Annotated in this window: 16 protein-coding genes; 8 read left to right on the top strand and 8 right to left on the bottom strand. The window is 64.1% G+C overall.

Translation table 11 applies throughout. The features are described 5' to 3' along the window. Nucleotides 1–197: 197 nt before the first annotated feature. Nucleotides 198–986 (top strand): 3-hydroxybutyrate dehydrogenase, encoded by a 789-nt coding sequence (locus BGN91_RS03235; protein WP_292610513.1) that lies wholly within the window; start codon nt 198–200, stop codon nt 984–986. A 226-nt stretch (nt 987–1,212) separates the two neighbouring features. On the opposite strand, the gene BGN91_RS03230 is transcribed toward BGN91_RS03235, so the two are convergent. Both BGN91_RS03230 and BGN91_RS03225 read right to left on the bottom strand, forming a co-directional pair. Next, the gene (locus BGN91_RS03230; RefSeq protein WP_292610512.1) at nt 1,213–2,595 is read right to left on the bottom strand and encodes a flippase; all 1,383 of its coding nucleotides are present in this window, start codon (nt 2,593–2,595) and stop codon (nt 1,213–1,215) included. A 374-nt stretch (nt 2,596–2,969) separates the two neighbouring features. Then, entirely contained in the window at nt 2,970–3,812 is an 843-nt protein-coding gene (locus tag BGN91_RS03225) for a protein-disulfide reductase DsbD domain-containing protein (RefSeq protein ID WP_292610511.1), read from the bottom strand. A gap of 137 nt (nt 3,813–3,949) precedes the next feature. On the opposite strand from BGN91_RS03225, the gene BGN91_RS03220 reads away from it, so the two are divergent. After that, nucleotides 3,950–4,600, top strand: a complete 651-nt coding sequence (locus BGN91_RS03220) for a YqgE/AlgH family protein (RefSeq protein WP_292610510.1) — start codon at nt 3,950–3,952, stop codon at nt 4,598–4,600. A 209-nt stretch (nt 4,601–4,809) separates the two neighbouring features. Here the strand turns inward: BGN91_RS03220 and BGN91_RS03215 are convergent, their stop codons facing one another. Then, nucleotides 4,810–7,686, bottom strand: coding sequence for an EAL domain-containing protein (locus BGN91_RS03215; protein WP_292610509.1), 2,877 nt, complete (start codon nt 7,684–7,686; stop codon nt 4,810–4,812). A gap of 290 nt (nt 7,687–7,976) precedes the next feature. Then, a complete protein-coding gene (locus BGN91_RS03210) occupies nt 7,977–8,999 on the bottom strand; it encodes an NAD(P)H-quinone oxidoreductase (RefSeq protein ID WP_292610508.1) in 1,023 nt (340 codons plus the stop codon). Between the two features lie 131 nt (nt 9,000–9,130). Between BGN91_RS03210 and BGN91_RS03205 the strand changes: the two genes are divergently transcribed. The 3 genes from BGN91_RS03205 to BGN91_RS03195 all read left to right on the top strand — a co-directional run bounded on the left by BGN91_RS03205 (nt 9,131) and on the right by BGN91_RS03195 (nt 11,355). Next, entirely contained in the window at nt 9,131–9,325 is a 195-nt protein-coding gene (locus BGN91_RS03205; RefSeq protein WP_292610507.1) for a DUF1192 domain-containing protein, read from the top strand. Nucleotides 9,326–9,730: 405 nt separating this feature from the next. Next, nucleotides 9,731–10,252 carry a DUF1465 family protein gene (locus BGN91_RS03200; RefSeq protein ID WP_292610506.1) on the top strand — a complete coding sequence of 174 codons (522 nt, stop codon included), beginning with the start codon at nt 9,731–9,733 and terminating at the stop codon, nt 10,250–10,252. A 155-nt stretch (nt 10,253–10,407) separates the two neighbouring features. Next, entirely contained in the window at nt 10,408–11,355 is a 948-nt protein-coding gene (locus tag BGN91_RS03195; protein WP_292610505.1) for a phosphatase PAP2 family protein, read from the top strand. 103 nt (nt 11,356–11,458) lie between these two features. Here the strand turns inward: BGN91_RS03195 and rpmE are convergent, their stop codons facing one another. Next, entirely contained in the window at nt 11,459–11,686 is a 228-nt protein-coding gene (gene rpmE, locus BGN91_RS03190) for a 50S ribosomal protein L31 (RefSeq protein WP_079448021.1), read from the bottom strand. 269 nt (nt 11,687–11,955) lie between these two features. On the opposite strand from rpmE, the gene BGN91_RS03185 reads away from it, so the two are divergent. Next, a complete protein-coding gene (locus BGN91_RS03185) occupies nt 11,956–13,734 on the top strand; it encodes an ABC transporter transmembrane domain-containing protein (protein WP_292610514.1) in 1,779 nt (592 codons plus the stop codon). A gap of 36 nt (nt 13,735–13,770) precedes the next feature. On the opposite strand, the gene BGN91_RS03180 is transcribed toward BGN91_RS03185, so the two are convergent. The 3 genes from BGN91_RS03180 to BGN91_RS03170 form a co-directional block, all read right to left on the bottom strand. Beyond that, nucleotides 13,771–14,220, bottom strand: coding sequence for a GNAT family N-acetyltransferase (locus BGN91_RS03180; protein ID WP_292610504.1), 450 nt, complete (start codon nt 14,218–14,220; stop codon nt 13,771–13,773). 162 nt (nt 14,221–14,382) lie between these two features. Next, nucleotides 14,383–15,411 carry a peptidoglycan -binding protein gene (locus BGN91_RS03175; RefSeq protein WP_292610503.1) on the bottom strand — a complete coding sequence of 343 codons (1,029 nt, stop codon included), beginning with the start codon at nt 15,409–15,411 and terminating at the stop codon, nt 14,383–14,385. 12 nt (nt 15,412–15,423) lie between these two features. Next, the gene (locus BGN91_RS03170; protein WP_292610502.1) at nt 15,424–16,491 is read right to left on the bottom strand and encodes a flagellar motor protein MotA; all 1,068 of its coding nucleotides are present in this window, start codon (nt 16,489–16,491) and stop codon (nt 15,424–15,426) included. A 508-nt stretch (nt 16,492–16,999) separates the two neighbouring features. Here BGN91_RS03170 and BGN91_RS03165 point away from each other — a divergent pair. Together BGN91_RS03165 and BGN91_RS03160 are read left to right on the top strand one after the other, a co-directional pair. Further along, entirely contained in the window at nt 17,000–18,202 is a 1,203-nt protein-coding gene (locus tag BGN91_RS03165) for an efflux RND transporter periplasmic adaptor subunit (RefSeq protein WP_292610501.1), read from the top strand. A gap of 6 nt (nt 18,203–18,208) precedes the next feature. Further along, a partial coding sequence (locus tag BGN91_RS03160) for an efflux RND transporter permease subunit (RefSeq protein ID WP_292610500.1) occupies nt 18,209–21,356 on the top strand: 3,148 nt, incomplete at its 3' end.

Genomic DNA, 21,356 nt, shown 5'->3' with positions numbered 1-21,356 from the left:
CGATGAGCGATAACCGTTGCGTGAAGCGAGCCGCCGTCGGCGGTGATTGACGCCAGCGTGAACCAGCGCCACGCTGGTCGCGGCCAAGGTCGGGCTGGGCGGTTCATATTCGCACGGATCGCTTCATCGTGATTCCGTCGCAGATGGCTTTTGCGCGGGATCCGATGCGACGGCTGCTCCGGCCAGGAGAAGAAACGATGACGAATCTGAATGGCAAGACCGCGGTCGTGACCGGCTCGACCAGCGGCATAGGCCTCGCTTACGCCCGCGCTTTCGCGGGCGCCGGCGCCAATGTCGTGATCAACGGATTCGGCGCGGCCGCCGACATCGAGAAGGAGCGCTCCGCGATCGAGAGCGAGTTCAAGGTCAGGGCGATCCATTCGCCGGCCGACATGACGAGGCCCGACGAGATCGCGGGCATGATCGCGCTCGGCGAGACGACCTTCGGCGCGGTCGATATCCTCGTCAACAATGCGGGCATCCAGTTCGTGTCGCCGATCGAGGAATTTCCGATCGAGAAATGGAACGCGATCATCGCCATCAACCTCTCGTCGGCGTTCCACACCATCCGCGCCGCCGTTCCCGGCATGAAGCGACGCGGCTGGGGCCGCATCGTCAACACTGCCTCGGCGCATTCGCTGGTGGCCTCGCCTTTCAAATCGGCTTACGTCGCCGCAAAGCACGGCATCGCCGGTCTCACCAAGACGGTGGCGCTGGAGCTTGCGGCTCACAAGATCACCTGCAACTGCATCAGTCCCGGCTATGTCTGGACACCGCTGGTGGAGAAGCAGATCCCCGACACCATGAAGGCGCGCGACATGACAAAAGAGCAGGTCGTCAACGACGTATTGCTCGCGGCACAGCCGACCAAGCAGTTTGTCACCGTGGAGCAGGTCGCAGCTCTGGCGCTTTATCTGTGCGGCGACGATGCCGCGCAGATCACCGGCAGCAATCTGTCGATCGACGGCGGCTGGACGGCTGCCTAGAGCGTGATCCCGAAAAGTGGAAACCGGTTTTCGGAAAAAAGATCATGCTCAACAAAAGGACAAGCGACGAGTCTGATTCAACTCAGTTGAAGCCTCTGGTCGAATCGATTCGAACAGGCGGTCTTCTCCTCATGCCTGGCCTTGCGCCGGGAATCCACGTCTTGGCGGAGCTTCGATCAAAGACATGGGACGGCCGGAACAAATCCGGCCATGACAGATCTGCCTTTTATGTCGGGGTCCGCTGCTTCCCGAACGCCAGCACGTGCAGGTCCAGTCTGCGGCGGACGATCCAGAACAGCAGCACCGTCTCGAAGGCGAGCGACATCGAGGTTGCGGCGGCGGCGCCGTGGCCGCCGTAGCGCGGCACCAGCGCGAAGCACAGCGCGACGTTCATGCCGAAGGCGAGCGCGTAAGCCGAGGCGCAGGCGTGCTGATGGCCGAGCATGTTGAGCAGCCGCTCGACCGGGCCGATGGCCGATCGGACCACGAGTCCGACCGCGGCGATGAACATGATGCTGTAGCCGGTGACGAATTGCGGGCCGAACAGCCACAGCATCGGCTTGCCGAATGCGAGCAGCACCAGCGTTGCGGCGAGCGATGGCCAGAATGTCCACTTGATCGCATGGGTCACATAGGCCGACAGCCGCTCCCTGTCGCCGGCGGCGTGATACTCGGTGAAGCGATGAGCGGTCGTCGCCGACATTGCGTAGTGAATGAAGGACACCAGCGCCAGCGTCTTGACCACGGCGAAGTAGACGCCGACCTCTTCGGAGGAGCGGAACTGCTGCAGCACCAGCACATCGGTGTAGGACAACAGCAGATAGAAACTTTCGACCAGAAGGATCGGCAGCGACACCGCGAGCCAGCCGCGGAAATCGTGCTGCTTCGGCCCGGGCGCGACGACGGTGCCGAGCCTGCGGTTGAGCACGATCATCTGTCCGATCATGGCGATCCACACCGCCGCCGTGCTGGCGAGCATGGCGATGGCGGCGCTGAGATGAAATCCGAGGGCGAAGGCGCCGGCGGTGAAGCCGATGATCAGCGACTGTCGCACGATGAATTGCGGCATCAGTCCGAGCCGCATCCAGTCGTGCGAGCGCGCGATGCCGTCCTGGGTGTTGGCGACCACGAAGGCGGGAAGCGTCAGGCAGCCGATATAGAGCGGCACGGTCGTCGCCGCGTCGATCCATGGCGATAGCAATCTGACGAGGCCGGCAAGACCAGCCGCAATCAATGCGGCGACGATGAACGTCATCCAGCGGCTGCCGCTCAGGAAGCCGCGCAGCCGCGCCTGGTCGCCGCTGGCGCGATATTCCGGAATGATCTTCTGCGCCGAGGCCGAGATGCCGAAATCCATCATGCTGCCGAGCAGCAGCACCCAGGTCCAGACATAGACATAGACGCCGTAGTCGGACCCGCCCATCCAGCGTGCCAGAAGAATCTGCGCGAGGTAGGCGAGCCCGGCGCTGACGACGCGGATGATGAAGATCGTGCCGGCGAGGCGCCTGGTCAGCGATGCCTCGCTCGGGCCATTTAGCATCGCGCGCAGCCGCCCGACCATGCCGGGCGATCGCCTCGCGGGCGCGGATGGAGTGTCCGTTACGGCCACGGCGGGATCCTCGTGAGGCGGGAGTGCGCCACGGTCTGGAGCTAGTGTCCCGATTCCGAAGTTCGCATACCCTTGCAGCAACCTTTGATGCGAACTTCGGAATCAAAGGGGGCACTAGCAACTTTATGATACTAGAGCGTTTTCGAGCGAAGTGGAATCCGGTTCGCGTGACGAAAACGCGTCAAATCAAGAAGCTGGAGTCTTTCATCGTTTCCATGAAACGGTGAAAGACTCTAGTGTCGTTTAGGTTCAGAAGGTCGCTTGACGGACTCGATTGGGCAATGAAGCGAACTTCTGAACCACCACACTGGCAACGATTCGTTAAGATTCGGTTGGGCGGGACGCGGAGGCCGGACCCAGCGGAGATTTCGTACTCAGTCCAGATTGACGTTGTATTCGTAGGCCTGCTTGCCGCCTACCAGAGTCAGCTTCAGGGCGGCGCCTTCCGGCTTCGCATTCGGCGGCAGGCCGTCGAGCTTGAACGAAAACCGTTTCACGCCGCGCGGCGCGCGACTGAGCCGCGTCGGAATCGGCAGCGCCCAATCCGGTGTCGGGCCTTCGACGAAGAGGTTGACGTCCTCCTTCGGACTGGCGGTCACGACATCGATGGTCACGGCGGTTTCTCCCTTGCGCTTGACATCGCGGATCGTCAGCGGATTGGGATCGCCGATCCGGGCCGGCTTCGGCACTGTATCGAGCGCGGCCGCCAGCGCGCTGTCCTCCGTGCTGGCGACGCTGACGAAAGGAAGCTCGATGGTGGCTTCGGCCGGGATGCACAGTTTGGCGCAGACCGCGTAAGTGATGGTGGCGCGAAGCGTGATCGGCTTGTCGGCATTTTTGGCGGCGATGCGCAGCGGCAGCACGACCTGATCGCGGTAGCCGAGCGAATGGCCGCCCGCGCCGTCGGGAAATTTCGATGGCGCCGGCCACAGCACGGTCACGGCGTCGATATTGTCCGACTTGGAGAAATCGAAACGCGGCGGTACCCCGGAATCGCCCGGCGTCCGCCAGTAGGTTTTCCAGCCGGGTTCAAGCTGAAACGCGACGCCGCCAAGCAGCACCGCTCCGCTGCGCGAGCCCGCAAGAAGGCGGACCGCCGAGTGGTTGCCGTGCTGCCAGGGCGAGGCGTCCTGCGCCGCCGCTGAGACCGAAAGCACGCAAGCCAGCAACGCGACCGCAACACCGGACATCGCATCGAAGGGAACCTTGGTCATCATCCGACGTCCTTACAGGTTGGTGCCGCGCCAAACCATTGAAATGCTTGTGATCCGCTGTTTAGCCATGGCCGGGAGGTTGATTGACAGAACGGACGTCCAATATCAGGATGTGAGGGCAACATGAGGGTCATTTGCTGATGAATCCAGCGCGTAGCAGGCCCGGCGGGGATCGTCATCAGGCGGACGAAACGGACGCCGACGATGTGGACCGGAGCTATCTGGACGGCCAGTTGCTGATCGCCATGCCGGTCATCGAAGATGAGCGGTTTGCGCGGTCCGTGATTTATGTTTGCGCGCACTCGTCCGAGGGGGCGATGGGCATCATCCTCAATCGGCCCGCCGGAAGCGTCGATTTCACCGATCTGCTCGTGCAACTCGACATCATCAAGAGATCCGACCGGATCAAGCTGCCGGAAAACGCCGAGGCGATGAAAGTGATGAAGGGCGGTCCGGTCGAAACCGGCCGGGGCTTCGTCCTGCATTCAAGCGATTTCTTCATCGAGGACGCGACGCTGCCGATCGACGAGGGCATCTGCCTGACCGCGACGCTCGATATCCTGGAAGCGATTGCGAAAGGCGCGGGGCCGAAACATGCGATTCTCGCGCTGGGTTATGCCGGCTGGGCGCCGGGCCAGCTCGAGACCGAAATCCAGGACAACGGATGGCTGCATTGTCCGGCCGATCCGGACCTGATCTTCGGGCGCGACATCGAGGACAAATACGCCCGCGCGCTGCACAAGATCGGCATTGATCCCGGCATGCTGTCGACCGAAGCCGGCCACGCCTGAGCCGAGGTTTTTCCGCTTTTTATGACAGCGGCGTCATACGCGCGGGAACCTGATCCGGGCCCGATGAGTGAGGGCGGTCATGGGCAAGAGAGCGCCGTGTCCTGCGGCGCGAAGCGCTGTGCGATGCCGTTGTTCGAACGGCTATGGGCGACGAGGGAAGCGACGCCGTTCTCGTCAGAGAGGTTGAGGCAGCCCCGCGTCGTCACGCTTCAGCTCGCCGCCTCGAGCCGCTCCTGAGCCAGTAGCCGCATCGTCGCCTCGGCGTCCATCGGCTCGCCGAAGGCGAAGCCTTGCGCGTATTCGCAGCCCAGTTGATAGAGTTCCACCGCATCGGAGTCGGTCTCGGCGCCCTCGGCGACCACATCCATGCCGAGATCGTGGGCCAGCGCGATGATCGACTTGAGAATGACCGGCCGGGTGCCGCGGCTCGTGGTGCGCACGAACGACTGGTCGATCTTGATGGTGTCGAACGGGAACCGCTGCAGATAGGACAGCGAGGAATGGCCGGTGCCGAAGTCGTCGAGCGACAGCCCGACGCCGAGTTCGCGAATCCGCTGCAGCATTTGTGCGGCATGTTCCGGATTCTCCATCACCAGCGATTCCGTCAGCTCCAGCTTCAGCGTGCCGCGCGCGATCGACGAGCGCGACAGCACCGAGCGGACGTCCTGGATCAGATCGTGCCGCAGCAGTTGCCGCGATGAGACGTTGACGCTGGCGAAGATCGGCGCACGAGACCGCGTGGCGCGCTGCCAGATTGCGAGCTGGCGTGCGGTCTGGTCCATCACGAAGGTGCCCAGGTCGACGATCAGGCCGGCTTCCTCGGCGATGGTGATGAACTCGTCCGGCGCCATTCGACCGAGCTTGGGGTGATCCCAGCGCGCCAGCGCTTCGAATCCGGCGGTCGAGCGGTCCTCGAGCCGGACGATCGGCTGGTAGAGGATCGCGATCTCGCGCCGCTCGAGGGCGCGCCGCAGTTCGCCTTCCAGCGTCAGGCGGTCGTTTTTCCGGGCGCGCATCGCGGGCTTGTAGACGTCGATGCGGTCGCCGCCGATGCGTTTGGAATGGTACATCGCCAGTTCGGCGTCCTTGATGATCTCCTCGGTCAACGGTATCTGCGGGTCGCTCAGCGCGACGCCGATCGAGGCGGTCAGGAAGATCTCGCGGTCGTTGAAGGCGATCGGCGCGCGGATGGTCTTGCGCATGGTTTCGGCGAAGGCGGTGATGCGTGGCGGGTCCTGCTCCGACATCAGGATCAGGCCGAACTGGTCGCCGGCGAGCCGCGCAAGCGTGTCCTGCGGCTTCAAAACGCGCGTGAGCCGCCGCGCCAGAGTCAGCAGGATCGAATCGCCGACCGCGACGCCGACGGAATCGTTGACCTGCTTGAAGCGGTCGAGATCGATCACCATCAAGGTTGGCCGTAGGCTGGGCATGGTCTTGGTGAAGGTCGCGACCGCGTTGAGGCGGTCGATGAACAGCTTGCGGTTGGGCAGGCCGGTCAGATTGTCGTGCACCGAGTCGTGCAGCATCCGCTCTTCGGCTTTCCTGCTCTCGGTGACGTCGGTGAGGGTGCCGACCACGCGCGAGACCTCGCCGTCGGAGCCGACCACCGGACGCGCCTTCAGCGCGAACCACATGAAATGGCCGTCCGGCGTGCGCAGCCGGAAGTCCTGCACCAGCCGGCCGCGGCGCTGATCGAGCACGCTGTCCAGCGCCGCGCGGAACCGATCCTGGTCGAGCGGATGCAGCACCTCCAGCCAGGTCGCCGCCGGTCCTTCGAGCGCGCCGCGTTTCAGGCCGAGCAGGCTTTCGGTTTCGGGACTGGTGAAGACCTTGTCGGCGGAGACGTCCCAGTCCCAGACCAGATCGCCCGAACCGGTCAGCGCCAGCGCGCGGCGCTCGACGTCGGACACCACGCCGGCGGCGGCGCCGCCGCCCGCGAACGCGTGCTGCATCACCGTGAATCCGATCAGCATCACGATCAGCACGAGGCCGCCGAGCAGGGCCGGGCCGACGATGTCGTTGGTCACCCTGCCTTCGATCGTCATGCCGGCGGCGGCCACCCACACCACCAGCAGGAACCAGGTCGGGATCAGCAATACCGCGCGGTCGAAGCCGTGCGTCGAGAGATAGACGATCAGTCCGAAGCCGAAAACGGCGATCAGCGCCAGCGACATCCGCGCAATGCCGGAGGCGACCGCGGGATCGAACAGAGCCAGCGCCACCAGCGAGCCGAGGAAGGCGAGCCAGCCGAGGGTGATGTGCGAGTAGCGGACGTGCCAGCGGTTGAGATTGAGATAGGCGAACAGGAACACCAGCAGCGTCGCTGCGAGGATCGCTTCGCCCGCGGCGCGCCAGATCCGCTCGGCGCCGGCCGACATGTCCAGCACCTTGCCCCAGAAGCCGAAGTCGACGCCGATATAGACCAGCACCGCCCAGGCGAGCGCCGCGGCCGCGGGGAACATGATGCTGCCCTTGACCACGAACAGGATGGTCAGCACCAGCGCCAGCAGCCCAGAGATGCCGATGACGATGCCCTGATACAATGTGAAGGAATTGATCTTGTCCTTGTAGGCGTCCGGTTCCCAGAGATAGAGCTGCGGCAGATTGTCGGTGCGCAGCTCCATGACGAAGGTGATGACGGCGCCGGGATCGAGGGTGATGCGGAAGACGTCGGCGGTGGCGCTCTCCTGCCGCTCCGGCCGGTCTCCGGTCGACGGCGTGATGGTCGCGATGCGCGATTGTCCGAGATCCGGCCAGAGCAGTCCCGACGACACCAGACGATAATGCGGGGCGACGATCAGGCGGTCGAGCTGATCGTCGGTGTTGTTGGCGAGCGCGAACACCACCCAGTTCTGGCCGCCTTCGCGTGCGCGCACCTCGACGCGGCGAACGATGCCGTCGGTGCCCGGCGCGGTCGAAACCTGGATGCGGTCGCTATCGCTGTGCTGATGCTCGAGGATGGCGGTGAGATCGATGGCGGGCGCGTCGCTGCGGACGCTGACGGCGTCGATCGCGCGTGCCGGCGATGCGGCGGCGAAAATCATGAGGGCCAGCGCGATCCACGCAAGCCAACTGATCGAACGCAATGTCAATTCCCCACGTTCAACATACACTCCCGCCGGATGCGCGCGATGCGGATCGGGACAGACGAATCTGCGAATCTGGATGTCACAGAATCTGTATGTCACAGAATGAAAGCGAATTCGCGAGAACCCCGCCATTCGCCTTCCGTCGAACCGCCGCCGCGCGTGCGAGATAGATGACATAATTGCGAACGGAATTATAGGCTTTAGAGCGTGATCCGGAAAAAGCCTGACCCGGATTTGATCCGGGGCGGAAACCGGTTTCGGCGGGAGCTTGGTTCAACGCGGATGAATCAGACTTCGCGGCCTTCGCGGGCGTCTACCGTCAACACAATTTTGCCAATATGTGAGCCGGCCTCCATCCGCCGGTGCGCGTCAGCCGCTTTTTCGAGCGGGAAGCTGCTGTCGATCAGCGGCTTGATTCGTCCCTCGCGCATCAGCGGCAGCACCTGGGCTTCGATGGCGCTGACCATCGCGGCCTTGTCGGCCACCGAACGCGGCCGCAGCGCGGAGCCCGTGTGATGCAGCCGCTTGACCAGCAGCTTGACGAAATTGACGGTCGCTTTCGCGCCGTGGAGAAAGGCGATCTGGACAATGCGGCCCTCGATCGCTGCGGCATCGTAGTTCTTCTCGATGTAGTCGCCGCCGACCATGTCGAGAATGACATCGGCTCCGGCGCCGCCGGTCAGGGCCTTCACCTCGGCTGCAAAATCCTGGGTCTTGTAGTCGATGGCGTGGTCGGCGCCGAGCGCGAGGCAGGCGTCGGCCTTGTCCTGCGAGCCGACGGTCACCATCACCTTCGCGCCGAACGCCTTTGCGAGCTGGATCGCCATGGTGCCGATGCCCGACGAACCGCCATGGACCAGCAGCGTCTGCCCGGCCTTCAGCGCGCCGCGCTCGAACACGTTGTGCCACACCGTCATCAGCGTTTCCGGCGTGGCGCCGGCTTCCATCATCGACAGCCCGGGCGGGATCGCCATCGCGATCGATTCATGCGCGATGCAGAATTGGGCGTAACCGCCGCCCGAGACCAGCGACATCACCTTGTCGCCGGGCTTGTACCTGATGACGCCCTCACCAATCGCGACCACCTCGCCGGCGACTTCGAGCCCGGGCAGATCGCTGGCGCCGGGCGGCGGCGGATAACTGCCTGTCCGCTGCATGACGTCCGGCCGATTGACGCCGGCGACCTCGACCTTGATCAGGATTTCGCCGGCGCCCGGCGCGGGAACCGGTCGGGTCTCCGGCACAAGGACCTCCGGACCACCGGGTTGGCTGATGCCGATAACGGTCATTTGTGCGGGCAGCTTTTCCATGGTTTGTCCTTGGAAAGCGGAAAAGTTAATGAGGCTTAACCACTCTATAGCGTTTTCGAGCGAAGCAGACACGGTGCGCGTGAGGAAACGCGTCAGATCAAATTCAGGGATCACCAGCCGGAGCACGATTCATGGCGAGCGAGGACGACGACAACAAACCGCGTAAAAAGATCGCTCACGAGATCGGACAGGATCTTTCGCTGCTTTCGGTGGACGAACTTGGCGCGCGCATCGCGCTCTTGACGGGGGAGATCGAGCGCCTGCGAGCCGCGGAGGCGAAGAAGCGCGCCTCGAAAGACGCCGCCGACCGTTTTTTCAGGTCCTGAATGCGGCAAGCGACGACGAGCCGGACACGCCCTGCCCAAATTGCAAACGAATGCTGAAGAAATTCGTTCGTTTACGATTGATTAAGCTTTCTCGACTATGACTGGAATGTCCTTCATTGGACATCGAGTGGCTTCCTGTCCACTCTGTTTGACGCCTCCCTGTTATCAACTTCAAGCCGCCGGAAACGGCGGCTCTTTTTTGCCTGGCGTCGTTTGTTTGCACCGCGTCGGTCAAGCCTGGCGGTCCGCGAAACCTCACCGCGCGCCCAGTATCCATTAACCCTCATTAACCTTTGCCGAGACCTCCGCTGGACTCCCGCCGGCCGTCGAGCAATGATTTGTTCATCATAAGCCGGCTCGCAAGAAAGCCGGCGGACGGGGTTTCAGTTGCGTGAGGCGTGAACCATGTTCGATCCATCGGCAGGCGATACCGGTCCCATCCAGTTCAGCGAACATCTCGCCGGGTCTTCGGCGTTCACCGGCCTGTTCCGGGAAGGCATGGATCTGGTCGAGGAAACCGCAGCCTATCTCGACGGCGACGGTCGCACCGAGGCGAAGGCGCTGGAGCGTTCGGTCAGCCTGACCTACGCCACCGAAAGCATGCGGCTGACCACGCGGCTGATGCAGCTTGCGTCGTGGCTCCTGCTGCATCGCGCCGTGAAGGAAGGCGAGATGACGCTGGCGCAGGCCAATCGCGAAAAGACCAGGGTCAAGCTGACGGCGGCGGATCCAGGTCCGCAGGACATGGTGGAGAAACTGCCGGCGCAGTTGCAGGACCTGATCGCGCGATCGATGAGTCTGCAGGCGCGGGTGCGCCGCCTCGACACAACCATCCATGCGCCGGCCGTCGAGCTGGGGGCGACCGGCAATCCGCTGGTGCCGCACCTCAACCGTCTCAGGGAAGCCTTCGAGCGCCAGACCGGCTAAGTCCTGACCGTTTCAGGGTCTGACGCCGTTCAGAGCAATTCATAATTCATCACGCCGGTACATCACGCGTTAAACCTGTACGGGCAAAATGAACGGATGCAGGATTCGTCATTTTTGCCCTCAGAACTTGCGTCCGCGGCAGTCCTGCGGCGAAATTGCCGGAATCTCTGGATCGGGATCGGGGTCCTGTTTGTTGCGACGGCCGCGAGCCTGCTGGCGACGGGCTTGAGCGTCGATTTCAAGGCAAGCCCGGCGATATTGGTTCTGTTGCGATCTCGGCCGCCGGGGCCTTCTTCTATTCGCGGATACGCCCCGATGCGCAGCTGGCGAATGCGCTGTCCGGGCTTATTCAACTTATTCTGATCGTGGTCGTATGCGCTATCCTGACATATCCGGCGGCAAAGGCAGGATTCCCGTATCGGGACGCCACGTTTTATCAACTTGATCAGTGGCTTGGATTCGACAGGGCGGCTTATCTGCGCGCTTTCACCGATCTGCGCTGGAAGCAGAAACTTTGCGATTCCGTCTATCTGTCGATGCTGCCGGAGATGGCCGTCATACCTCTGGTCCTGATTCTGGCCCGGCGTACCGACCGATTGCAGAGGTTCATTGCCGCCTATGGACTCGCGCTGGCCGTAACAACCGTGATTTTCATATTTGCGCCGGCTGTCGGCGCATTCGTGTTTGTCGATTTGACACCGTCGGACTATGCGAAACTGCCCGCCGCCGTCTATACGCCGGCCCGTACGCTCGATGCTCTTCGGCAGGGCGTAATGACCACGGTTCCATTACAGAATCTCGAGGGGCTTATCGCCTTCCCGAGCTTCCACACCCAGTCGGCGATTTTGTACGCGTGGGCGCTTTGGCCGATAAAGTGGATGCGTTGGCCCGCTGTCTTGTTCAACGCGGCGATTATCTCGACGACGCCGGTGTCCGGTGCCCATTATGTCGTGGACGTGATCGCCGGAGCTTTGCTGGTTGGTCCCGTAATCGTGCTGAGTCGAAAGCTGTGCGAGGATTCCAGTTCGCCGCTGGCGGATGGGAAAGATCGGTCGGCTCGCCAGCATGTCGGGGCGGGAACCGGCGCCGTCGCCGCAAAATAGTCCGCCGGAGCGGTCCCGGCTAACGAAAAAGGCCCCGGCGTCCCGGGGCTTTTCAAAAGTCGAGGATCGCGTCAGGCGGCAGGAAACGACCTTGCGCCAGCGCTCAGTCTTTCTTGAGGAAGCCGGAGAACTTCTTCTGGAACCGGGAGACGCGACCGCCGCGATCGAGAATCTGCTGGGAGCCGCCGGTCCAGGCCGGATGGGACTTCGAATCGATGTCGAGGTTCAGCGTGTCGCCGTCCTTGCCCCAGGTGGAACGGGTCAGGTACTCGGTGCCGTCGGTCATCACGACCTTAATTGTATGATAATCCGGATGAATTTCGGCTTTCATGACGTGTCCTTGCAGCGCGGAAGGTTTTGGGCGGATTTGGCCTGCTCTATATCGCACCAAGGTTTGACGGACAAGCGCGCTTGCGCATTTGCCAGCACGCGCGGGGGAGCCTATTACGTGGCCATGTCAGCAATATTATGGTCAAGCGGATGAGTTCGGTCGACGTGCGTGAGAATACCTCGAAATCCCAGGCCATTGCGCTGCCGGTCAATGGCGCGCCGAAAGCCGATGGCGCTCTGAAGCCCGGTCCGGAGACGGCCGAGTCTGCCATGACCGGCGAGACCCCGCCGTCGTCCGGAGCCCGCGGTGCGCGGTTGCGGCCGCTGCTCGCGCTCATGCCCTATATCGCCCGTTACCGCGGGCGGGCGCTGCTCGCGCTGGTCGCGCTGGTCGTCGCCGCATTGACCACGCTGGTCGTGCCGCTTGCGGTCCGCCGGATCATCGACTTCGGTTTCACCTCCGAAGGCGTCGCGATGATCAACAGCTACTTCAGCATGATGATCGGCGTCGTGGCCGTCCTCGCCGGCGCCAGCGCGGCGCGTTATTTTCTGGTGACCACCACCGGCGAGCGCATCGTCTCCGATCTCCGGCGCGACGTGTTCGCCCACCTGATCTCGCTGTCGCCGGTGTTCTTCGACACCGCCCGCAGCGGCGAACTGATCTCGCGGCTGACCGCCGATACCACCCAGATCAAGTCCGCGGTCGGCTCCTCGATATCGGTCGCGCTGCGCAACGTGGTGCTGTTCGTCGGCGCGGCCTCGATGATGGTCATCACCAGCCCGCGCCTCTCCGGCCTGGTGCTGGCGGCCATCCCGCTGATCGTGCTGCCGCTGGTCGCATTCGGACGCTGGGTGCGCCGCCTGTCGCGCAGCGCGCAGGACAATCTCGCCGACGCCACGGCCTATGCCTCCGAGCTGGTCGGCGCGATCAGGACGGTGCAGGCTTACACCAACGAACGGCTCGCCGACGTTCGTTTCGGCGCCGAAGTCGAACAGGCCTACACGGCGGCGCGCAATTCGGCGCGCGCCCGCGCCGTGCTCACCGCGATCATCATCTTCATCGTCTTCACCAGCGTGGTCCTGATCCTGTGGATCGGCTCTCGCGACGTGCTGAGCGGCGACATGACGCCGGGCCGGCTCGGCCAGTTCGTGCTCTATGCCGCGTTCGCCGCGACCGGCCTCGGCCAGCTCAGCGAGGTCTGGGGCGAAGTCGCCGCGGCATCCGGCGCGGCCGAGCGGCTGTTCGAACTGCTTCGCGTCAAGCCGGTGATCGCTGCTCCGCCCGCACCGCGTGCGCTGCCGACGCCGTCGCGCGGCGACGTCACGCTCGACAACGTCAGCTTCGCCTATCCGTCGCGGCCGCAGGTCAAGGTGCTCGACGGCGTCTCGCTGGCGGTGAAGCCCGGCGAGAAGGTTGCCATCGTCGGCCCGTCCGGCGCGGGGAAGAGCACGCTGTTTCATCTGTTGCTGCGGTTCTACGATCCGCTCTCGGGCACCATCTCCTTCGACGGCGTTCCGCTGCGCTCCGCCGATCCGCGCGAAATTCGCGCGCGCATCGCGCTGGTGCCGCAGGATTCGGTGGTGTTCGCAGCCTCCGCCCGCGAGAACATCCGCTTCGGCCGGCCGGATGCGTCCGACGCCGATGTCGAACGCGCCGCCGATCTTGCGCACGCGACCGAGTTCATCCGCCGGTTGCCCGGCGGCTTCGACGCGCTGCTCGGCGAGCGCGGCGTGACGCTGTCCGGCGGACAGCGTCAGCGCATTGCCATCGCCCGCGCGATCCTGCGCGACGCGCCGCTGCTGCTGCTCGATGAAGCGACCTCGTCGCTCGATGCCGAATCCGAGACGCTGGTGCAGACCGCATTGGAGGAGCTGATGAAGCACCGCACGACGCTGGTGATCGCGCACCGGCTCGCAACCGTGCTCTCCTGCGACCGCATCATGGTGATGGATCAGGGGCGGATCGTGGAGCAGGGCACGCATGCGTCGCTGGTCGCCGCCAACGGACTGTATGCGCGGCTGGCGCGGCTGCAGTTCGAAGGGGTGTAATTTCCTTGCCCTCTCCCGCAAGGGGAGAGGGGGCAGTCACGCCTTCCATTCCATCTTCTTGACCGGCCGCCCCGACGTCGGATTGACGTCGTCGCCCGCGTGCGCGAATCCGTTGCGTGCGTAGAAGCGGATGGCGCGCGTGTTGTCGGCGTTGACCAATAACGTGATGCCCGCAGGCGACCGCCGTTTCGCCTCGTCCATCAGCGCGTTTGCAATGTCGCCGCCCCAATGCGCGGGATCGACCACGAGCTGGTCGAGATAGCCTTCCCGATCGATGGTGACGAAGCCGACAAGCTCGCCGGATTGCTCGGCGACGACGATCGCGGCGTTCGGCGCCAGTTCGTTGCGCCAGCGTTCGCGCCACCACGGCACGCGCGCGGCGAAGTCGATGGCGGGATAGGCTTGCTGCCAAGTCTCCTGCCACAGCGTGATGGCGGCGTCTTCGTCGGAAGGACGATAGGGGCGAATTTGAAATGAAGCCGTCATCCAGGTACTGCCGTCATGCCCGGCACTCGGGTTCGGCTTCGCCGGCCCGAGCACAGGCCCATTGTGCCGGGCATCCACGTCTTCCTTTTGGCAGCACGGCAAGACGTGGACAGCCGGGACAAGCCCGGCCATGACGAAGATGCTGACTTCTTAAAGCGGCCACTATCTTTCCGTCAGCTTCAGCTCGATGCGGCGGTTGCGCTTGTAGGCGTCTTCCGTGGTGCCGGCATCGAGCGGCTGGAATTCGCCGAAGCCGGCGGCGACCAGGCGCTGCGGCGGCACGCCGCGCGAGATCAGATACTGCACCACCGAGATCGCGCGGGCCGACGACAAGTCCCAGTTCGATTTGAAGACAGGGCTGTTGATCGGCCGGACGTCGGTATGGCCGTCGACCCGCAACACCCAGGCGATGTCGCTCGGGATCTGCTTGTCGAGATCGGTCAGCGCGCCGGCCACCTTGTCGAGCTCGACCTTGCCTTCCGGCAGCAGGACGGCCTGCCCGGTATCGAAGAAAACTTCGGACTGGAACACGAAGCGGTCGCCGACGATGCGGATATCGGGCCGGTTTCCGAGAATGGCGCGAAGCTGCCCGAAGAATTCCGAGCGATAGCGTGACAGCTCCTGCACCCGCTTCGCGAGAGCGACATTCAGCCGCTGCCCGAGATCGGCGATGCGGTTCTGCGACTCCTTGTCCTTCTTCTCCGAGGCGTCGAGCGCGTCTTCCAGCGCCGCAAGCTGCCGGCGCATCGCGCTGATCTGCTGGTTCAGCACTTCGACCTGCGCCAGCGCGCGGGCTGAAATCTGCTTCTCGGATTCCAGCGCCTTGTTGAGTTGGCTATTGCGGCCGGCGGCGTTGTTGCCGGCGTTGGCGAGGCCGTCATAAAGACCCTTGACCCGGTCCCGCTCTGCCTCCGCCGAGGCGAGGCCCGCGCGTAGCTGGCTGACCTCGTCGCCGAGGCTGAGCTTGCCGAGTTTTTCCAGCGATAGCAGATCGGTCAACTGCGCGATCTTGGAATTGAGCTGGTCGAGCGCCTTGTCCTTGCCGGTCACTTCCTGCGACAGGAAGAACTGCACGACCAGAAACACCGACAGCAGGAACACGATCGCGAGCACCAGCGTCGAGAGCGCGTCGACAAATCCCGGCCAGTAGTTGAAGCCGCTTTCGTTTCTGCGAGCGCGTGCCAGGGCCATCGTTCTCGCCTCTCAGGCCTCACCCCCGGCCGCGGGGGACGCCGGGCGCGAAGCGGCCGCCGGAGGCAGGGATACCGTCAGCTCTTCTCCCGTCTGCTGTGCGAGAAGCTCCAGCAGCTTCTTGATCTCGCGGTTCTGCTCGCCCTGTTCGTCGGCCCATTCGCGGATCATCTGCTGTTCGGTCCGCATGTGGGTGACGAGCCCCTGAATGGCTTCCGCGAGGCTCGCCATCGCGGCGGTCGGGTCCTGGCCGGGCCGCGCTTGCTCGAGACTGACGCGAAGACCCTCGATCGCGGTCTTGATCTCGGCCGACGGATCGGCGCGCGTCTCGGCGCCGTATTCGCGAACGGTGGTGGCGAGCCAGTCTTCGAGGTCGGTATAGAAGCGGTTCTGCGCCTGGCTGGACTGCAGATCGAGAAAACCGAGGATCAGCGATCCGGCAAGGCCGAACAGCGACGACGAAAACGAAATGCCCATGCCGCCGAGCGGCGCGGCGAGGCCTTCCTTCAGCGTGTCGAACAGCGACCCGGCGTCGCCGCCGACCTTCAGTCCGTCGATCACCTTGCCGACCGAGCCGACGGTTTCGATCAGGCCCCAGAAGGTGCCGAGCAGGCCGAGGAACACCAGAAGGCCGGTCATGTAGCGGGAGATGTCACGGGCTTCGTCGAGCCGGGTGGCGATGGAATCGAGCAGATGCCGCATGGTCTGCTGCGAGATCGCCATCCGCCCGCTGCGCTCGCCTCCGAGAATCGCGGCCATCGGCGCCAGCAGCCGCGGCTGCCGGTCGGGGCCTGTCCGGCCCGGACTGGCGGTGCGGAAACCGTTGACCCAGGCGATCTCGGGATAAAGCCGGATCACCTGCCGGAACGCGAAAATGATTCCGATCGCGAGCACGCCGGCGATCAGCGCGTTGAGGCCGGGATTGGCGAAGAAAGCCAGAACGATCTGTTTGTAGAGTATCACCGCCACCAGGGCGCACAGCACGATGAACACCAGCATGCGCACCAGGAATATCCGGGGCTGCGGCAGTTTGGTCAGTTCGATCTCTCGTGCGGAGCTGGGGGTCGTGTCTTGCGCCATGAGTGAGCTTGCTACCCGTTGGGTGAGAGGCCGAGACTCGAGACAAGCCGCATTATGCCACGGTGTCGCAGGCAAAAAATAGTGATCCACCGCTTTTCTCATGCCGTTGCGGCCTGCGCGCCCAACAGCGTCGTTTTTTGACTGCCGATAGGATGGAAACGCGCGCTCGAATCGTGCGCGGCTTCGCGCCGGCATAACCGAGCCGCGAAATGCGGTCCGCGCGGCGCGCCATGGGCGTGTCGCGGCCCCGCATCTGCTTATTATTTTCCTTCGATCCGACCGGAACCCGGCTCACGACTGTGTGAATCGGGAAAACCGGCGTGACTTCAATACAGTAGCGTTGTGTGACATTGCGCCGCCGCCGCAACGTATTGCGCCGCGGTGGCTGTCGATTAATCTGGAGTGACCGGAAAGCGTACGGATTCGCGTCGGACTCTGCGAGGCATCAGGCTTCGCGGGACGAGAACCTGTGCTTGTTTTTCCGCATCATCACGGGGTTTCCAGCTTAATGCCAGGATTTAGTTCACGACTGACGTCCGTCGCTCTCCTGATCGCCGGATTGTCGCCGCTCCTCGGCGGCTGCGACGAGCCGGTCACGGCAGAAGCGTCGATCAGCGCGATCCCCCCCGAAGTCAGCGTCGTCACCGTAGTTCCCAAGCCGCACGCGATGGTGCGCGAGCTGCCTGGCCGCATCGCGCCGATGCGCGTTGCCGAAGTGCGTCCGCGCGTCTCCGGCATCATCACCGAGCGGCTGTTCAAGCAGGGCAGCGAGGTCAAGGCCGGCGATCCGCTTTACCAGATCGATCCGAAGCCGTTCGAGGTCGAATTGCAGGCCGCGGAAGCGGCGCTGGCGAAGGCGAACGCGATATTCGAGCAGGCGTCACTGCAGGCCAAGCGAATCGAACGGCTGACGGCGCGCCACGCGACTTCCGAGGTCGAAAACGAGAAGGCGATCGCCGCGCTGCGTCAGGCGGAGGCCGATGTCGCCGCCCGCAAGGCCGACCTCGCGCGGGCCCGGCTCCACCTCGATTACACCACGATCCGCGCGCCGATCGACGGCGTGGTCGGCGCTGCCCAGGTCACCGAGGGTGCGCTCGTCGTTCAAAACGAGACTGCCAGCCTTGCCACGGTGCAGCAGCTCGACACGATCTATGCCGACTTCACCCAGTCGGTGAGCGACCTCAACAGTCTGCGCCGGGCGTTCGAAAGCGGCGACCTGGAGCGCATCGCGCCGGGCGCGGCGAAAGTCCGCCTTGTGCTCGATGACGGCGCGCTCTACCCGCTGCCCGGAAAATTCCTGTTTTCCGAAGCCAAGGTCGATGCCTCGACCGGGCAGGTGACGCTGCGCGGCGAATTTCCGAACCCGAAGCGCGAACTCCTGCCGGGCATGTATGTTCGCGTGCTGCTGGAGCAGGGCGTCGACAGCGACGCGATTGCCGTTCCGCAGCAGGCGGTGCAGCGCGACTCCGGCGGCGGCAGCGAGGTCTTCGTGGTCAAGGACGACGGCCGCGTGACCGTGCGTCCGATTCGGACGGTTTCCGTCCATTACGGCCAGTCGATGGTCAGCCAGGGCCTCAAGGCCGGCGATCGCGTCGTCGTCGAGGGTTTCCAGAAGTTCACGGCCGGCGACAAGGTTCACGCCGTGATGTGGGCGGAAGCCGATGCTTCGGCCGGAGCGGTGCCTAACGAGACGACGGCCGCGCAGCGGTAACCGATCATGCCGGCATTCTTCATCGACCGGCCTGTTTTTGCGTGGGTGATCGCGCTGTTCATCTGCCTGATCGGCGCGATCTCGATTCCGCTTCTGGCGGTGGCGCAGTATCCGATCATCGCGCCGCCCTCGATCTCGATCTCGACCGCCTATCCCGGCGCGTCGCCGCAGAACCTTTACAACAGCGTCACGCGCCTGATCGAGGAACAGCTCAACGGCGCCTCGGGCATCCTCAGTTTCGAATCGACCAGCGATTCCCTGGGGCAGGTCGAGATCACCGCCTATTTCGTCCCCGGCACGCAACTCGACATGGCGTCGGTGGACGTGCAGAACCGCATCAAGCGCATCGAGGCGCGTCTGCCGGCCGTCGTGCTGAAGGAAGGCATCCTGGTCGAGGAAGCCTCCAGCGACACGCTGCAGATCGTCACGCTGCGCTCGACCGACGACAGCCTCGACGAGGTCGGCCTCGGCGATTTCATGATGCGCAACATCATCGGCGAAATCCGCCGCCTTCCCGGCGTCGGCCGCGCCACGCTGTTTTCCACCGAGCGCTCGCTGCGCGTCTGGATCGATCCTGACAAGCTGGTCGGCTACGACCTGACGTCGGACGACGTCACCAAGGCGATCGCGACGCAAAACGCGCAGGTGGCCTCCGGCAGCATCGGCGCGCCGCCGAGCCGGGCCGGGCAGAAAACCGCGGCGCTGGTATTGGTGAGCGGACAGCTCACCACCCCCGAGGAATTCGGCTCCATCCTGCTGCGCGCCAACCGCGACGGCTCCACGGTGCGGCTGCGCGACGTGGCGCGGATCGAGGTCGGCGGCATGGACTACCGCTTCACCACCCGCCTCAACGGCAAGCCGACCGCGGGCCTGTCGGTGATGCTTGCGCCGGGCTCCAACGCGCTTGCCACCGCGAGCGCGGTGAAGGCCAAGATGAAGGAGTTGTCGAAGTTCTTTCCCGCGAACATCGCCTACGACATCCCCTACGACATCACGCCGGTGGTGGAAGCCTCGATCGAAAAGGTCATGCATACCCTGATCGAGGCGGTCGTGCTGGTGTTTCTCGTGATGTTCCTGTTCCTGCAGAACATCCGCTACACCATCATTCCGACCATCGTGGTGCCGGTCGCGCTGCTCGGCACCTGTTCGGTCCTGCTGCTCGCGGGCTACTCCATCAACATGCTGACCATGTTTGGCATGGTGCTGGCGATCGGCATTCTGGTCGACGACGCCATCGTCGTGGTCGAGAATGTCGAGCGCATCATGGCCGAAGAGGGACTGCCGCCGAAGGAGGCCGCACGCAAGGCGATGTCGCAGATCACCAGCGCCATCATCGGCATCACCCTGGTTCTGATGGCGGTGTTCGTGCCGATGGCGTTCTTTCCCGGCTCTGTCGGCATCATCTACAGGCAATTCTCCGTCACGGTGGTCGCTGCGATCGGTTTCTCGGCGCTGATGGCGCTGTCGCTGACGCCGGCGCTCTGCGCCACGCTGCTGAAACCGGTCGAGGCCGGACACAGCCACGCGCGCAAGGGCGTGTTCGGCTGGTTCAATCGCCGGCTCGAGAACGTGCGCGGCCGCTATGTCTCGACAGTCGGCTGGTCGCTGAAGCGGACCGGGCGCCTGATGCTGATTTACGCCGTGCTGGTTGGCGTCCTTGCCTGGGCCTTCATCCGCCTGCCTGCCGGCTTCGTGCCGGTCGACGACCAGGGCTTCATCACGACGGACGTGCAGACCCCGTCGGATTCCTCCCATGGCCGCACCGAGGCTGCGGTTTCGGCGGTCGAGAAATATCTCGCCAAGCGGCCGGGGATACAGGACGTCACGTTCCTCACCGGCTTCGCCTATTCGGGACAGGGCATGAACACCGCGCAGGCATTCATCACCCTGAAGGACTGGTCGGAACGGCCCGAGAAGGATTCCGCCGCCAATATCGTGACTGACATCAACCGCGATCTGGCGTCGCTCCGCGACGCCAAGATCACCGCGTTGCAGCCGCCGCCGATCGACAACCTCGGCAATTCCTCCGGCTTCAGCTTCCGCCTGCAGGATCGCGGCCAGAAGGGCTATGCGGCGCTGGTGCAGGCGACCGATCAGTTGATCGCGGAGGCCAATGCCAGCCCGGTCTTGAGGAATGTCTATGTCGAAGGCTTGCCGTCGGCGCCGCTGGTCAATCTCGTGATCGATCGCGAGAAGGCCAGCGCGCTCGGCGTCTCATTCCAGGACATCAACGATACGATGTCGACCAACCTCGGCTCGACCTATGTCAACGACTTCCCCAACCGCGGACGGATGCAGCGCGTGATCGTGCAGGCGGACCGCGACGGCCGCACGACGGCGGACGACATCCTCAGCTACAACGTCAAGAACAGCAGCGGACGTCTGGTTCCGTTCTCGTCGTTCGCCTCGGTCGACTGGTCGAGGGGACCGACACAGATCGTCGGCTTCAACTACTATCCGGCCATGCGCATCACCGGAGAGGCGCGGCCGGGCTATACATCGGGCGAAGCCATCGCCGAGATCGAGCGGCTTGCCGCCCGGTTGCCGCGCGGCTTCGGCTACGAGTGGACCGGGCAGTCGTTGCAGGAAAAACTGTCGGGGTCGCAGGCGCCGTTCCTGCTTGCGCTCTCGGCGCTGGTGGTATTTCTCTGCCTTGCCGCTCTCTATGAGAGCTGGACCATTCCGCTTGCCGTGCTGCTGACGGTGCCGCTCGGCATCAGCGGTGCGGTCATCGCCGCCAGCGTGCGCGGACTTGCCAACGACGTCTATTTCACCGTCGGCCTCATCACCATCATCGGTCTTGCCGCGAAGGACGGCATTCTCATCATCGAATTCGCCAAGGATTTGCGGGCGCAGGGCAAGTCACTTCTGGAAGCCACGATCGAGGCGTGCGCGCTGCGCTTCCGCCCCATTCTGATGACCGGTCTCGCCTTCGTCTGCGGCGTGCTGCCGATGGTGGTCGCCCGGGGAGCGGGCGGCGCGAGCCAGCAGGCGCTCGGCACCAGCGTGATGGGCGGCATGATCGCGGTGGTGGTGCTGGCGCTGTTGATGGTGCCGGTGTTCTTCGTCGCCGTGATGCGCGTGCTTGGACGCGACAAGAGCGGCCTGGAGCCAGTGGCCGAGCCGGAGACACACGGGCCCCCCGCGCCATTGC

Origin of the sequence: Nitrobacter sp. 62-13 (genome assembly GCF_001896955.1) — a bacterium.
Classification (GTDB): Bacteria; Pseudomonadota; Alphaproteobacteria; order Rhizobiales; family Xanthobacteraceae; genus Nitrobacter.
The sequence above is the reverse complement of the archived record's forward strand: the minus strand, read 5'-3'. Positions and strand labels throughout refer to the sequence as shown.